Below are 13,694 nucleotides of genomic sequence, written 5' to 3'. Positions count from 1 at the left end.
CGGCACGGGCCACGGGAACTTTACATTTGCGAAAGGGAAAAGCGCGGAGGATCAGAACGCGACGTCAACAATCAGCGTGTCGCTGTAGGTTCCGGCAGGCGGCGTGGCCTGGCTGGTCAGGACTTTAGCGGTGTAGTTGTAGGTGCGTAAAAGCCCGTCGGTACTGACCTGGGACGAGCTGGCGCTGGCCCAGCGCTCGCTGCCGCTGCCGCCCCAGCGGTTGCTGGTCGCCTCTTTATAGATGTCGTAACTCATAAAGTTGCTGCCGCTAACCATACGACGAACGTTGTTCAGGGCGTTTGCGCCATTGTTTATCCCTATGGTGTAGGTGCTGCCTTTGGTACAGGTGACGGCGATCGACTGCGAAACGGTGGGGAAATTTTGCACCAGCGGCGCGCTGTTGAAGTTCACGTCAGGCGTGGTCATGGTGCTGCAATCGTTGGTGACGGTCATATTAAGGAGGATAGAGGTGGTTGCCGTGCCGGTTTGCGGGGTCAGGCACAGCCCGGCTGCGCCAACGGCGCACACGTTGTAGTTGATGCTGAACGTTAGCAATACCTGGTATGGCCCGGCCGTGACGTTCTGCCCCGGCACAGTACGGAAATAAAGGGGAATGTTGTAGCGTCTGGACCCCAGCAGCCCGAGCAGGGTGTTGCCGCTCCAGGTATAGGATTTACTGATTTGCACTTCACTGTTTCCGCCACAGCCAGTGGCACCGCACAGGCGCGTGGGGATAACGTCCGCGATGGCCGCGTTATCGGTTCGTTTCATGGTGGCGCGGCTGTTGGCGGCTATCGACGCCGAGGTGTAGGTCAACGTCACCGAGTCGTTGGTGAGGAGGTTAAGGACCGTATCGCAGGAGACCACCAGCGTGCCGGTGGTTTGCACCTCCCCCGTGCTGCTCAGGGCGAACGAGGTGACGCTGCCAAACGAGGCGTTCACCGTACTGACGGTGCAGGCCGCCCAGCTGCTGCCCGAGAACAGCAGCAGTATGGCTATCATCAAACGTTTCATGGCGCCTCCCGGCAGGTCAGCGGACCGTAGGTTTGCAGCTTATGCTCGGGGTTTGCGCCCACGGTCAGCGTTGCGGTACAGCGTTTACCGTCCGGGGTGATAACCTCCAGTGGATTCACATCGTGGAGGTTTTCCAGCCAGGCGAGGCCGTCATAGCCGACAACCGCGCTGCTGCGGGACGCGCGTTTGACCTGGCTTCCCACCGGGATCGCATAGCCCTGCGCGTCGTGGAGGATCACGCTGGCAACCCGCTCTTGCTCCATCGGGAAATCCACCAGATAGCCGTTATGCCGACGAATCGCTACCCGACGTTCGGTCTCCTTCAGCCGGGTATCTGCCGGAAGGTTCAGGGTATCAATGCGGTAGCTTGCCGGATAGTAGGCGGAAACGCCGCTCACCAGCAGGTAGCCTTTGTTATTGGTTTTACCGACCGGCTGGTTCTCGTAGCTGACGGGTACGTCCGGGTGTCCGTCGGTGCTGATCACCACAAACGCGTCGTTGATTTTGTTCGCCGCAAACAGTTCACCGTCCATCAGCACGATGGATCCCATCGCCTCGCCCCACCAGGTCATCATGCCCTTCTCGCCGTAGCCGCCGCCCTGAAGCTCAACGTTGTTATTGCGCCAGCCGAGGGTGGCCTGCTGATAGTTACTCGACCGCGACTGGTTGGCCCAGGCCATGTTCCAGCTAAAGCCGCCGTCAGACGGCATCGAGTGGTTGTAGTTAATGCGTTGCGTGCTGCCTGCGTCAGGCGTGTTTTCAAAGGTGACGGCGGCGCTGTCGCGTTCGCCGAGGGGAACCTGCAACGACAGCGCAACCGTCCAGTCGCCTCGCTGCTGGTCACGGCTGGCAGCCAGATAAATACTGCTTGAGCCCCACAGGTTGCGGCTCCAGGAGAGGTTAAGCAACTCGGTTTTGCGGCTGTCAAAACTCTCAACGCCGATCCACGCCGCGCCGATATTGCCGTAATCACCGAGGTTAAAGGTTAAGGAGTACTGGTCGGTATTGCGGCTCAGGCTGGCAATGGGGTTATCATATTCATCATAAACGGTGGGCTGATCGTACAGGGCGAGGTTGCCGAAGCCGCGATCGCGTCGGGTATGCTGGGTCGCTACGCTAAACTCGCTGGTGCTGTACTGATAGCCCCAGTTCATCTGTCCCCCTTCGTCGCCGCGCATCCGGCTTTGGGTATAAGCGGTATTGACCACGCCAAAACGCCCGAGCTTCACCACCGTGCCCGCGCCGCCGAGCGCCAGCGATTCCGCCCCTTCCGCGTGCCCTTCCAGCGTGAGCCAGTCGGTCAACCCGTAGCGATACGATCCGCTGCCCGCCGCCGGGCCATAGTCGAAATTGTCTATACCGTAGTTGCGCCGCAGGCTGCCCAGCGTCACGGCGCCGTCGCTTAACCCCTGCTTCAGCACATCGCTGCTGACGTAAAACGGCAGTGTGGTGCTTACCTGACGCCCCAGCGCGTCGGTGGTAACCAGTACCGCATCTCCCGCGCCGTTGATATACGGCAGATTAGTGAGGGTAAACGGCCCCGGCTGAAGACGGGTGGAGCCGGAACGGTAGCCGTTGATAAACAGATCGACCGAGGTCGGCACCGCCGCCTCACCGGAAAACTCCGGCAGCGGCCAGGTCACCAGATCCGGACGCAGGGAGAAGTCGCGCCCGTAGCTGATCCCGCCCATGCGCACGCTGGTGCTCCAGCTCAGCGCATCGCTGATAACGTCCCCGACGGTCCAGGTGGTGGCATCCTCTTCGTTGGTGATCAGCAGGGTCGAGTCATAACGCACGTACCCTTCCTGCTGCCCGCTGCTTCCGGCGAAATTCTGTCGGGCGTACCCTGTTGAAGAAAACGAATAGTCTTCGTTGAAATAGCGGAACTCATGCCACAGCGATGCCTGGCCGCCCGTGTGCTCGGTATGGTTGGTATAAACGTCGTAGTTGAGCAGCGCACCCCGGCCATAATGCGGTTTGCTTTGCGCGCTCTGACCGTTAAACGAGGTGATCCGCGCCGCAACCCACCCCCGGGGGACCGTCAGCATTAGCCGCTGGGCGCTGCTGTCATACTCCACGCGTACCGATGAAAGCGTTGAAAGGTTCACCTCTCCGGCAGGCACATGCTCCGGCGGCAGCCCGGCGCGAAGCAAATCTGCCCCTGAAATAAACCAGGCGCCCTCGCGCTGCGTCACCGGCACCACCAGACCCGTGTCATAGTGGTTCAGCACCAGGGCGAGCTGGAATACTGCTTCACCGTTCATCGTCTGCGCGTCCGGCGGCGGCGGTAAACTGTCGTCGCCGGTTTCGCCAAAGGCGCTGGTACTGACGCAAAGCAGGATCATCATCGCCGGTTTCAGCTGTCGGGCGTCGATTGCCATTGCGTATCCCTGGCATTAATTTGCGCGCTCATCCGATTCGGCTGATAAATCCCTGCCGGAAGCGGCCAGCTTCGGGTGCTGCCTGGCAGCACATAACCCAGTAGCCCCTCGGCAACCGTGCGTTTTTGCCCGCCCTGCTCAACCGCAACCTGGCTGAGCCTGACGTGAACGTTCCCGTGATTGCGGACCTGAAGCGCGGGTTTTCCCTCCTCCTGAATGACCCGCCAGCTGAGTTGCTGGGTGTTCGCCAGCGCGTGATGCGCTCCTTCATTGAGGGTGGGGATCCCCTGGCCGTAGACGAATAAAGGAATGGAGTAGCGCATTTGCAGTTTCAGGCCGAGGGACGGTTCCGCTTTGGCATCCGGCTGGGGAATTTCATCCACGATAATGCGGTAGGCTTGCTCGACGCCCGACGGGATCGTCCCCTGCTTGATCAGGCGAATAAGCTGTTTACTGCCGTTTGCGATAGTCACAATCGGCGGGCTGGCGACCACATCCTGCTGGGCAGTGTAACGCTCATAACCGCCCTCCTGTTTCCAGCGCACAATACGTATCTGCATTGTCGTGGCGCTGTTGCCCTGGTTCTGGATCCACAATTCAGTGGCTTTGGCCTCTGCCGAAAGCCACGGATCGATGGGCCACAGAAGAATGGTTGCCGCTGCTTGCGCCTTTACCGTCGCGAGGGCCGTTACCCCCAACAGACTTATCAGGCCTGACCGCCTGAAAAATGGCTTCATCGATGCTCTCCCTTTCCTACCATGACAAGGTCACGGTGAGTTGATCTGAATAAGTTCCTGACGGGCTAAACCCGGTCAGAAGCGCGACGCCAAAAAGAGGCAGCGCGATGTTATTGCTGTTGGTATAGGTAATCGGTATGGCCTGGTTAACCCCAATTTCACTGTTTGCGGCCAGAGAGCTGCTGCTGTAGAGGCGGTATCCAACCACCTCCGTCCCGCCTGAACGGGTCATCCGCCGCACCGAGCTGTAGTTCTGCCCGCCGTTAATGCTCATGCTTAGCGCCACGCCCGGCGTACAGGCGATGGACAACGCGCCGTCGGCGACAAAACTGGTGCTGACCGGCGCGCTTTCCACACCGCTGCGGGTCCCGAAATTTAGCGTACCGAAACGCCCGCCGGTGCCGGTGCTTACCGAGCATCCGGGTACCACCGTCGCGCTCACCCTGAATGACTGGGACGTCACCGCCCTGGCGTCGGGGAGCAGCACCAGCCCGACGAGCAGGGCCAAAAAAGGGTGCACGAGGCCCTCTGCACTGACGCGCAGACATAAACACAGTGCCTTCATGGCTGAATCAGTAGGTGACGCTGACGTTAATCGTGTCGGTATAGGTTCCCGGTACGACCGTTACGCTATTGCCGCCGCCCGTGATGCGTGCGTAAAGGGTGTAGCTGTCCACCCCACCCGCCGTAGAGGCAACCGGCAGCGCGGCATTGTTCGCAACCACGTTGTTGTAACCGCTATCGCTGAACAGGCTGTAGGCAACGCCCTGCGCCGCATTGGCGGTGTTCACCAAATAGCGGCCCGGCGTACCTGGGGTGCCGACGACGGTTCCGGGTGCGGTAGCGTTGGTGTTGCCGGTGATCGCCACTGTATAGCTGGCGGTGGTACATTGAATGGTAAAGGTGTTTCCTCCGCTGGCACCGGTTAACTGGGTTGTCAGCGTGGAAAACGTAGCAGGATGGGTGCCGAAATCGAGCGTACCGAAGTTAATGCCGTTTTGCGTTGGCGAGCCGTTGATCAAGCAGCCGTTGGTCAGCGTCAGCGTCGCGCCGATAGTGCCGCTACTGGTGACCGCGAGAGCCTGACCGACCGTTGTCGCCGTCAGCAGCGTGCCCGCGCAGATAAAAAGAAGTTTTCTTTTCATTTACCACTCTCCAGAAGATTATAGGTTCGCTTGCCATATTTTATTCATACTGTTCAGTATGTTAGCCCCGCTAAAACATTCCCCGGCGCGGTTACTGAGAATTTAGTTTATGGTTAGCACTTCAACCACTTTCATCAAAAAGCGGTCAACTTCGCCCGAATTAACAGACTATTAACAAACATTACAAAGAGTTAGCAAAAAAAAAGAGGCATTATTCTTGCTCAGCTTGAGGATATATCGCCTGTAGTGTGATCTGAGTCACAATATATCGTGACCTGCAAAACAACGAATTTCATAAAAATTAAAAACAAGTTGTAACTCACCCCGCTTTACTTCAATTTATGCCCCGAATATTTTCCTGCGCTTAAATAAAAATTTTGTATGCATTGACGCAGGAAACTCTTTTAGCGCATTGAGGATCTTTTTGTGGCAAGTGCAAACAAACTCACGCTCTTCATCGTGATTTTCATGTTGGCGGGTATTCTTTCAGGTGCGGCGATCCATGAATATGCATCGCCCGACGCGATACAGGCCTGGTCGGAGAACATTACGCTGCTGACCGATATCTTCCTGCGGCTGATTAAAATGGTGATTGCCCCGCTGGTGTTCAGCACCCTGACGGTGGGCATTATGAGGCTGGGTGAAACGTCGACGATTGGACGCGTCGGTGGTAAAGCGATGGTATGGTTTATCAGCTCGTCCGTGCTTTCCATTCTGGTGGGGCTGTTTATCGTTACCCTTGAACAACCCGGCAGCGGTCTGAACCTGAGCATTCCTACTGAGACGGTTGATACCGGCCTGGCCGTGAGTGGGATGTCGCTGAAAGCCTTCCTGTCACACACCATTCCAACCAGCATTGCCGGCGCGATGGCCAACAATGAGATCCTGCAAATTGTGGTCTTCTCGATGTTCTTCGGCATTGGCGGCGCGTCGCTGGGCCAAAAATTCAACGCCCCGCTGGTCGCGGCGCTGGATGTGGTGTCCCACATTATGCTTAAAGTGACGGGCTACGTGATGTACGTTGCGCCGCTCGCCATTTTTGCAGCGATTTCGTCGGTGATTGCCACGCAGGGGCTGGGCATTTTGCTGAACTATGCCTCGTTTATTGGTGGTTACTATGTGGCGATCCTCCTGACCTGTCTGGTATTGCTGGCGGTCGGTTACATGGTGCTGAAAAAAGAGGTTTTCCGTCTGGTGGCGATGCTGAAGGATCCGGTGCTGGTGGCGTTTACCACCAGCAGTTCAGAAGCGGCATACCCTAAAACGCTGGAGCAGCTAGCACGCTTCGGCTGTTCACGTAATATCGCCTCTTTCGTTCTGCCGATCGGCTATTCGTTTAACCTGGTCGGCTCCATGGTGTACTGCTCGTTCGCCTCGATGTTTATCGCCCAGGCGTACAATATTCACCTGAGTTTCACCGAGGTGACGGTGCTGATGCTCACGCTGATGCTGGCCTCGAAGGGTATTGCGGGCGTACCACGCTCGTCGCTGGTGGTGCTGGCGGCAACCATTCCGAGCTTTAACATCCCGGTCGCCGGGATCCTGCTGCTGATGGGGATTGACCACTTCCTGGATATGGGCCGATCGGCCATTAACGTGCTGGGGAACGGGATCGCGACGGCGATGCTGTCGCAGAATGAAGGGGCGCGGGAAGCGGAGGCAGAGCTGGTGGAGCAGGAGGCGTAAGGCTACAAAAGAGCCGGGTGGCGCTGACGCTTACCCGGCCTCCGTGTTCGAGCCATGTGTAGGCCGGGTAAGGCGACGCCGCCGCCCGGCTTTAATTTTATGCCACGTGATTCGCCGCGATATCCAGCAGCGCCATCTCTTCACTGTTGAGCAGCTTCTCAATATTGACCAGAATCAGCATACGCTCACCGAGCGCACCCAGACCCGTCAGGTATTCCGTCGACAGCGTGACCGCAAACTCCGGCGCAGGACGGATTTGATCGGCGGTCAGCGACAGCACGTCAGACACGCCGTCCACGACGATCCCTACCACGCGCTGCCCCAGATTCAGGACAATCACCACCGTATTGTCGTTGTACTCCACGTCGCCCTGACTGAACTTCACGCGCAGATCCACGATAGGCACAATCACACCGCGCAGGTTGGTCACACCCTTGATAAACGCAGGCGTGTTCGCAATGCGCGTTACCTGATCGTAACCGCGAATTTCCTGCACTTTCAGAATGTCGATCCCGTACTCTTCATCCCCTAAAGTGAAAACCAGGAATTCCTGCCCAGATGGCTCGCCCGCCAGTTTCGTTACGTTACTCATACCGGTCATGTTATTACCTTTTACTTAATCAGGCGGCTGTGTTCGCCACACGTTGTTCACGATTTAATCCCTGAAGTGCCGATACATCGACGATCAGCGCGACGCTACCATCACCCAGGATGGTGGCAGCAGAGATCCCCGGCACTTTGCGGTAGTTACTTTCCAGGTTCTTAACCACCACCTGATGCTGACCAATCAGCTGATCGACCAGCAGCGCGTAGCGGCGTCCGGCGCTTTGCAGGATCACAACGATACCCTGCGTCGCCTCGGTTTTTGCCCCGTCCACTTCGAACACTTTCCACAGCTCCACCAGCGGCAGGTATTCACCGCGCACTTCAAGCACGCGCTCGCCGCCCGCCAGCGGATGGAGATCTTCTTCACGCGGCTGGAGGGATTCCATCACCGCGTTCAGCGGCAGAATAAAGACTTCGTCCGCCACTTTAACGGACATACCGTCAAGAATGGCCAGCGTCAGCGGCAGCAGGATACGAATCGTGGTGCCCGCGCCCTGCTTAGACTGGATCTCAACGTGACCGCCCATCTCCTGAATGTTACGTTTCACCACGTCCATGCCCACGCCACGGCCGGAAACATCGGTGACCTGCTCTGCGGTTGAGAAGCCCGGGGCAAAAATCAGCATGCCCACTTCTTCATCGGTCATGTTTTCGTTGACCGCCATCCCCTGCGAAATCGCCTTCGCCAGGATACGCTCGCGGTTCAGGCCCGCGCCGTCATCGGTCACTTCGATGCAGATGTTGCCGCCCTGATGTTCCGCAGAGAGGATCAGGTTGCCAACCGGCGATTTCCCGGCGGCCACGCGGTTTTCCGGCAACTCGATGCCGTGGTCGAGGCTGTTACGCACCAGGTGCGTTAACGGGTCGATAATGCGTTCGATCAGGCTTTTGTCCAGCTCGGTAGAGCTGCCCATCAGCGTGAGTTCGATTTGCTTGTTGAGCTTGCCGGCCAGGTCGCGCACCAGGCGCGGGAAGCGGCTGAAGACATATTCCATCGGCATCATGCGGATGGACATCACCGATTCCTGCAAATCGCGGGCGTTACGTTGTAACTGACCCATGCTGGTGATGAGATCCCCGTGGGTCACCGGGTCCAGCTCGTTGGAGCGCTGGGCCAGCATCGACTGGGTGATGACCAGTTCACCGACCAGGTTGATCAGCTGATCCACTTTTTCTACCGCCACGCGAATGCTCGTGGACTCGCTGGAACGCGCCGCCGGTTTTTCACCGCGCGCCGGCGATGCCGTCTCTTTAGGCACGGCCTTCAGCGCAGGGGCAGCAGGGACCACCGCAGGGGCCTTTTCTTCCGCAGCGGGCGCTTCAACCGCCGCAGCGTCGGTTTCAAAAGCAATCTGATCCGCTTCAATAACGAAGCACAGCACCGCCACAATGTCGTCCTGGCCGATACCGTCGTCGAGGGTCGCGGCCAGGCTGTCTTTGCCCTTCACCACGTTGCTGAGCGTCGCCAGATTACCCAGCTCCTCTTCCAGCAGGTTGACCTCGCTCTCTTTCAGGCGTGACAGCACCACGCGCAGTTTCCCTGCGGGCGCTTCAGGAGCCGTATCTGGCTCAGCAACGGCGTCAACAACGCTCAGTTTTGCCGCAGGGACAACGGGCGCAGACGCCTCACCTTTGGCTTCCAGCGCGAGCTGACGCAGCGCGTTGCAGATGTATTCAAAGCTGGCGGCATCAGGCTCTGCCGAACTTTTATAGGCGTCGAGCTGTTCCTGCATAATATCTTTCGTTTCCAAAAACAGGTTGATAATGTCGGTATTGAGCTGCATCTCACCGCGTCGTGCTTCATCCAGCAGGTTTTCCATTAAATGGGTCGTTTCCTGCAAAATGGTAAATCCAAACGTGCCGGCTCCGCCTTTAATGGAGTGCGCCGCACGGAAGATGGCATTGAGCTGTTCTGAATCCGGTGCTTCGGGCACCAGATCCAGCAAATGTTGCTCCATATCGGCCAACAGTTCGTCGGCTTCATCAAAAAATGTCTGGTAAAAATCGGTAATATCCATGCTCACGCTATCACCTCGGATTGGCTGGTGGCGATGTTGGAACGGCAGCCGAAGGGACGGCCCCAGGCTGTTTTAAATCGTCCAGTGACTCATTCTGACTTTCGGCGTTTTCGTGCAGGATGGCCTGCTCCGCCTGCTGGTTCAGCACTAAAAGACTGATACGACGGTTGATGGCGTCATCCGGTCCGCGGTCGGTAAGGCGCATGGTTGCAGCCATGCCGACCACGCGCAGGACCTTGCCATCATCAAGCCCACCCGCCACCAGCTCGCGTCGCGAGGCGTTGGCGCGATCGGCAGAAAGCTCCCAGTTGCTGTACCCCTTCTCGCCCGTGGCGTACGGGAAATCATCCGTGTGACCGGACAGGCTCACGCGGTTAGGAATGCCGTTCAGCACCGGTGCAATCGCGCGCAGAATATCGCGCATATAGGGTTCCACGTCGGCGCTGCCGGTTTTGAACATCGGCCGGTTCTGGCTATCGATGATCTGAATGCGCAGCCCTTCCTGTACCAGGTCGATCTTCAGATGCGGACGCAGCGCGCGCAGTTTGGGGTCCGCTTCAATCAGCTGATCCAGGTCGCCGCGCAGTTTTTTCAGGCGCGCCTGCTCCATCCGTTTTTTCAGTTCGTCGATGTTAGGCTGTTTTTTGACTTCGCCCTGCTGCTGGGTGTAATCGTCACCGCCGCCGGGGATCGGGCTGTCGCTGTTCGAAATACGCGGCCCGCCGGTGACCGCCGTCGCCAGCGGCGTTCTGAAATATTCCGCAATCTGAATAAGCTCTTTCGGGCTGGAGATGGAGATCAGCCACATCACCAGGAAGAAGGCCATCATGGCGGTCATAAAGTCGGCGTAGGCGATTTTCCAGGAGCCGTGAGAACCGTGCCCGTGCCCCTTATGCTTGCGCTTTTTTACGATGACGATCGGGTGGGACTGGTTTTTCATGCGTCCTCGGTGGTCGTCTGTTGGTTAGGGTTTTTCACCGCACGCACGTGCTCTTCCAGTTCGATAAACGACGGACGTTCGCTGGAGTAGAGCGTTTTACGACCAAATTCGACGGCGATCGGTGGCGCATAGCCGTTGAGGTTTGAGAGCAGCGTAATTTTCACGCACTGCATCATTTTGGTGGTTTCGGCGCTCTTCTGGCGCAGCACGCTCGCCAGCGGGGAGATAAAACCGTAGGCCAGTAAAATACCGAGGAAGGTTCCCACCATCGCGTGGGCAATCAGCGCCCCCAGCTCTGCCGCCGGGCGATCCGCCGAGGCCAGGGCATGAACAACGCCCATAACCGCCGCCACGATCCCGAAGGCCGGAAGCGAGTCGCCCACCAGCGCCAGACTGTTGGCCGGCACTTCAGATTCGCTCTCGTGGGTTTCGATCTCTTCGTCCATCAGGGCTTCAATTTCGAAGGTATTCATGTTGCCGCTGATGATCAGGCGCAGGTAATCGACGATAAAATCGAGCATCATCGCATCGGCCAGAATACGCGGGTAGCTGGCGAAAATTTCGCTCTCTTTCGGGTTTTCGATGTCCCGCTCCAGCGAGAACATCCCCTGCTGACGTGACTTCGCCATCAGACGATAGAGCAGCGCCAGCAGATCCATATACATGCTTTTGGTGTATTTCGAACGACGAAACAGCAGCGGAATCGCCTTCAGCGTGCCCTTGATCGATTTACCGTTGTTCCCAACGATAAAAGCCCCTACCCCTGCACCGCCGATGATGACAAGTTCAGCCGGTTGATAGAGTGCTCCAAGGTGCCCGCCGGTCATCATGTAACCGCCGAAAACTGTACCGAGAACTACCAGGTAACCTAATAAGATAAGCACGACATCATCCTTCCGCTAGTGACTATGGCAGGACGTTCATCTCGAGCGCATGACCGGAACGCAGGGTAAAAAAAAGCAGCGGTAATGGCTTACCGCTGCTGGAATCTTGCCCACAGGTTCGGGTTAAACAGCGTGTTCGATCTGTTCATCCAGCAGTTGTGGAATAATATCGGCAGCATCCCGGGAAAGTTTACGTCTTTTTACGGCTCGGGATGGAGGCTGGCACAAACTACAGGCGAAGCTGCCCGCAGGCTGGTGCGCGTGGGTAATAAAATTGCCGTCACAGCAGTTGCAGCGCGACAATTCAAGCATTCCGCTTTCAACAAAACGCACCAGCGTCCAGGCGCGCGTCAGCGCCAGCAGAGGACCCTCTTCCTGCTGCGGGCATTGCTCAAGGTAAAGTTTGTAGGCTTTGATCACGGCGTCAACGCCGCTGCATAAGCCCGTTTTAAGCAGGTACTGCCAGGCGTTGCAGAACATGGAAGCGTGGATATTCTGTTCCCAGGTCATGAACCAGTCCGTTGAAAACGGCAGCATGCCTTTCGGCGGCGGGCTTCCACGTAACTCTTTGTACAGCTTGATCAAACGTCCACGGCTCAGCTGCGTCTCGCTTTCCAGCATCTGTAAACGCGCGCCCAGCGTGATCAGCTCCATCGCCAGCTGTATGTCACGGGCTTCCTGAACAATGCTTTTTTCGCTCATTGTTAAGCCCTTTTCTTCCGGGCTACGTCATCAGGCTGGCTGATTTCGTTGAGCAGGCGGGTGGAGAGAAGAATACCGGTGTGGATCTGTTGCAGATCGTCCACGCGGGATTCCTGAGTCAGACGCGTAATGGTCTGGGGGTTATCAAAACGGAACTGGCAGACAAGTTGGTTAGTTTCCGCCAGCTTGACCATTTGCGGAAGCGTTAATCCACCCAGCATGGTTGCCATCTCTTCGTTAACACCCAGACGAAACATCGCTGACGGTTTGTCCTGACTAATCAAACGCTGCGCGAGCAATAAATACGACAAATTGATGTCGTAAATATGTTTTAGCAACTCGGATGTATGCATTTTTCCCATCCCGAATAACCAACTATTATTTTTATGCGGAAAGACCGCACCCCGTGATGTCGCCGGGAAATCACCCGGTATAAAAAAGAAAAGGCCAAATGCATAGTTGAATTTAGGTTTGTACGTCGTAAAGCGCGTGACCGGCTAACATGGCCAAAATGTCGGTTACACATTTTATCTTTTCTTACAAATAACTAAGATTTTTCCTAATTCGACGCAAACTCTACTCGTCAGTTTTGACACATACAATGCAGCCCCCCCTGGAATTTAAAAAAAATGTGATCTACGTCACATAATTTACGCGAATGTAACCCATAAATCCATCAGCGTGACTTGTAATTTGGGTGTTTTTCATCCAACCGAAGCTTGTTTATATTCTTAAGCAACGAATACTCATGCATCCGGACGGGAAAATTGGGCCTGGGAAAGGCGAGAACAGGGCAAATTCGCGATAACCTGCTATGGGGAAAACGTCACGCTGAAACGACATTTAATTAATAAAGTAAAAACAGCAAGTTAACGTTGGCAACCAAAGAAACAGTTTCGTTGCGTAACGATCTTCGTCGGGTTGACGTTGCGTTAAGCCGGGTAAACCGCCCGGAAGCTTAAATGTGTGATTTACGTTAAGTTGTTAATTATTTTCATTTAGCCCAACTTTTCAGTTATTCTTCTTATAAGAATAATTAATGAATAATTATGATAAGCTTCACACTAATGACGCATTCACCCCTTGCAGTAACGTCAGTTTCGCGGTAAAGCTGGGGAAACTTGTCATTCTGACATCAAAGGAGTGCGTGATGAGTTACTCCCATCTGCTTGTTTCCGTTGCTGTTTCTCCCGAAAGCCATCAGCTTGTCGCCCGAGCCGTGTCCATCGCCCGCCCCGCAAACGCCCGCATCAGCCTGATCACGCTGGCCGCCGAACCCGAAATGTATAATCAGCTGGCTGCGCCGATGCTGGAGGATATTCGTGAGGTGTTGCAGGAGGAAACGCAGCAATTTCTGCGAGAGCTGGCACAGAAGGCAGACTATCCGATTCATCAGACCGTCATCGCGACGGGTGAATTAAGCGCGCATATTCTCGACATGTGCCAGAAAGAGAATATTGACCTGGTGATTTGCGGGAATCATAACCAGAGCTTTTTTTCTCGTGCGGCTTGCTCGGCAAAATCCATTGTTTCATCAAGCCGTGTTGATGTACTGCTGGTGCCTCTCGGGGGCAATTAATG

At 56.3% G+C, this 13,694-nt stretch carries 13 protein-coding genes; 2 read left to right on the top strand and 11 right to left on the bottom strand.

Translation table 11 applies throughout. The features are described 5' to 3' along the window. Positions 1–51: 51 nt before the first annotated feature. From E0L16_RS10485 to E0L16_RS10465, 5 genes are read right to left on the bottom strand one after another with little or no spacing between them, the layout of a single operon-like run. On the bottom strand, positions 52–1,014 hold the full coding sequence (locus tag E0L16_RS10485; RefSeq protein WP_131636875.1) for a Csu type fimbrial protein: 963 nt from the start codon (positions 1,012–1,014) through the stop codon (positions 52–54). Then, on the bottom strand, positions 1,011–3,395 hold the full coding sequence (locus E0L16_RS10480; RefSeq protein ID WP_131636874.1) for a fimbria/pilus outer membrane usher protein: 2,385 nt from the start codon (positions 3,393–3,395) through the stop codon (positions 1,011–1,013). Before E0L16_RS10480 ends, E0L16_RS10485 begins: the two co-directional genes overlap by 4 nt. Then, on the bottom strand, positions 3,371–4,132 hold the full coding sequence (locus E0L16_RS10475; RefSeq protein WP_131636873.1) for a fimbrial biogenesis chaperone: 762 nt from the start codon (positions 4,130–4,132) through the stop codon (positions 3,371–3,373). The genes E0L16_RS10480 and E0L16_RS10475 overlap by 25 nt, the downstream gene beginning before the upstream one ends. Before the next feature lie 16 nt (positions 4,133–4,148). Next, complete coding sequence (locus tag E0L16_RS10470) at positions 4,149–4,697, bottom strand: Csu type fimbrial protein (protein WP_131636872.1); 549 nt, start codon at positions 4,695–4,697, stop codon at positions 4,149–4,151. A 7-nt stretch (positions 4,698–4,704) separates the two neighbouring features. Next, complete coding sequence (locus E0L16_RS10465) at positions 4,705–5,277, bottom strand: Csu type fimbrial protein (RefSeq protein ID WP_063450136.1); 573 nt, start codon at positions 5,275–5,277, stop codon at positions 4,705–4,707. A gap of 426 nt (positions 5,278–5,703) precedes the next feature. On the opposite strand from E0L16_RS10465, the gene E0L16_RS10460 reads away from it, so the two are divergent. Further along, entirely contained in the window at positions 5,704–6,963 is a 1,260-nt protein-coding gene (locus tag E0L16_RS10460) for a dicarboxylate/amino acid:cation symporter (protein ID WP_063868444.1), read from the top strand. Between the two features lie 97 nt (positions 6,964–7,060). Here the strand turns inward: E0L16_RS10460 and cheW are convergent, their stop codons facing one another. From cheW to flhD, 6 genes are all read right to left on the bottom strand, one after another. Next, positions 7,061–7,564: a chemotaxis protein CheW gene (gene cheW / locus E0L16_RS10455; RefSeq protein WP_003859699.1), complete on the bottom strand. Its 504-nt coding sequence runs from the start codon at positions 7,562–7,564 to the stop codon at positions 7,061–7,063. Positions 7,565–7,583: 19 nt separating this feature from the next. Further along, positions 7,584–9,593, bottom strand: coding sequence for a chemotaxis protein CheA (gene cheA, locus E0L16_RS10450; RefSeq protein ID WP_063450138.1), 2,010 nt, complete (start codon positions 9,591–9,593; stop codon positions 7,584–7,586). Positions 9,594–9,597: 4 nt separating this feature from the next. After that, complete coding sequence (gene motB, locus E0L16_RS10445) at positions 9,598–10,527, bottom strand: flagellar motor protein MotB (protein WP_022648511.1); 930 nt, start codon at positions 10,525–10,527, stop codon at positions 9,598–9,600. Next, positions 10,524–11,411, bottom strand: coding sequence for a flagellar motor stator protein MotA (gene motA, locus E0L16_RS10440; RefSeq protein WP_003859696.1), 888 nt, complete (start codon positions 11,409–11,411; stop codon positions 10,524–10,526). The genes motB and motA overlap by 4 nt, the downstream gene beginning before the upstream one ends. 123 nt (positions 11,412–11,534) lie before the next feature. Then, positions 11,535–12,113: a flagellar transcriptional regulator FlhC gene (gene flhC / locus E0L16_RS10435; protein WP_003859695.1), complete on the bottom strand. Its 579-nt coding sequence runs from the start codon at positions 12,111–12,113 to the stop codon at positions 11,535–11,537. Positions 12,114–12,115: 2 nt separating this feature from the next. Beyond that, a complete protein-coding gene (flhD, locus tag E0L16_RS10430) occupies positions 12,116–12,466 on the bottom strand; it encodes a flagellar transcriptional regulator FlhD (protein WP_003859693.1) in 351 nt (116 codons plus the stop codon). A 797-nt stretch (positions 12,467–13,263) separates the two neighbouring features. On the opposite strand from flhD, the gene uspC reads away from it, so the two are divergent. Then, positions 13,264–13,692, top strand: coding sequence for a universal stress protein UspC (gene uspC, locus E0L16_RS10425; protein WP_063868443.1), 429 nt, complete (start codon positions 13,264–13,266; stop codon positions 13,690–13,692). Positions 13,693–13,694: the final 2 nt, after the last annotated feature.

It is taken from the genome of Enterobacter quasihormaechei (assembly GCF_004331385.1).
Lineage (GTDB): Bacteria > Pseudomonadota > Gammaproteobacteria > Enterobacterales > Enterobacteriaceae > Enterobacter > Enterobacter quasihormaechei.
The sequence above is the reverse complement of the archived record's forward strand: the minus strand, read 5'-3'. Positions and strand labels throughout refer to the sequence as shown.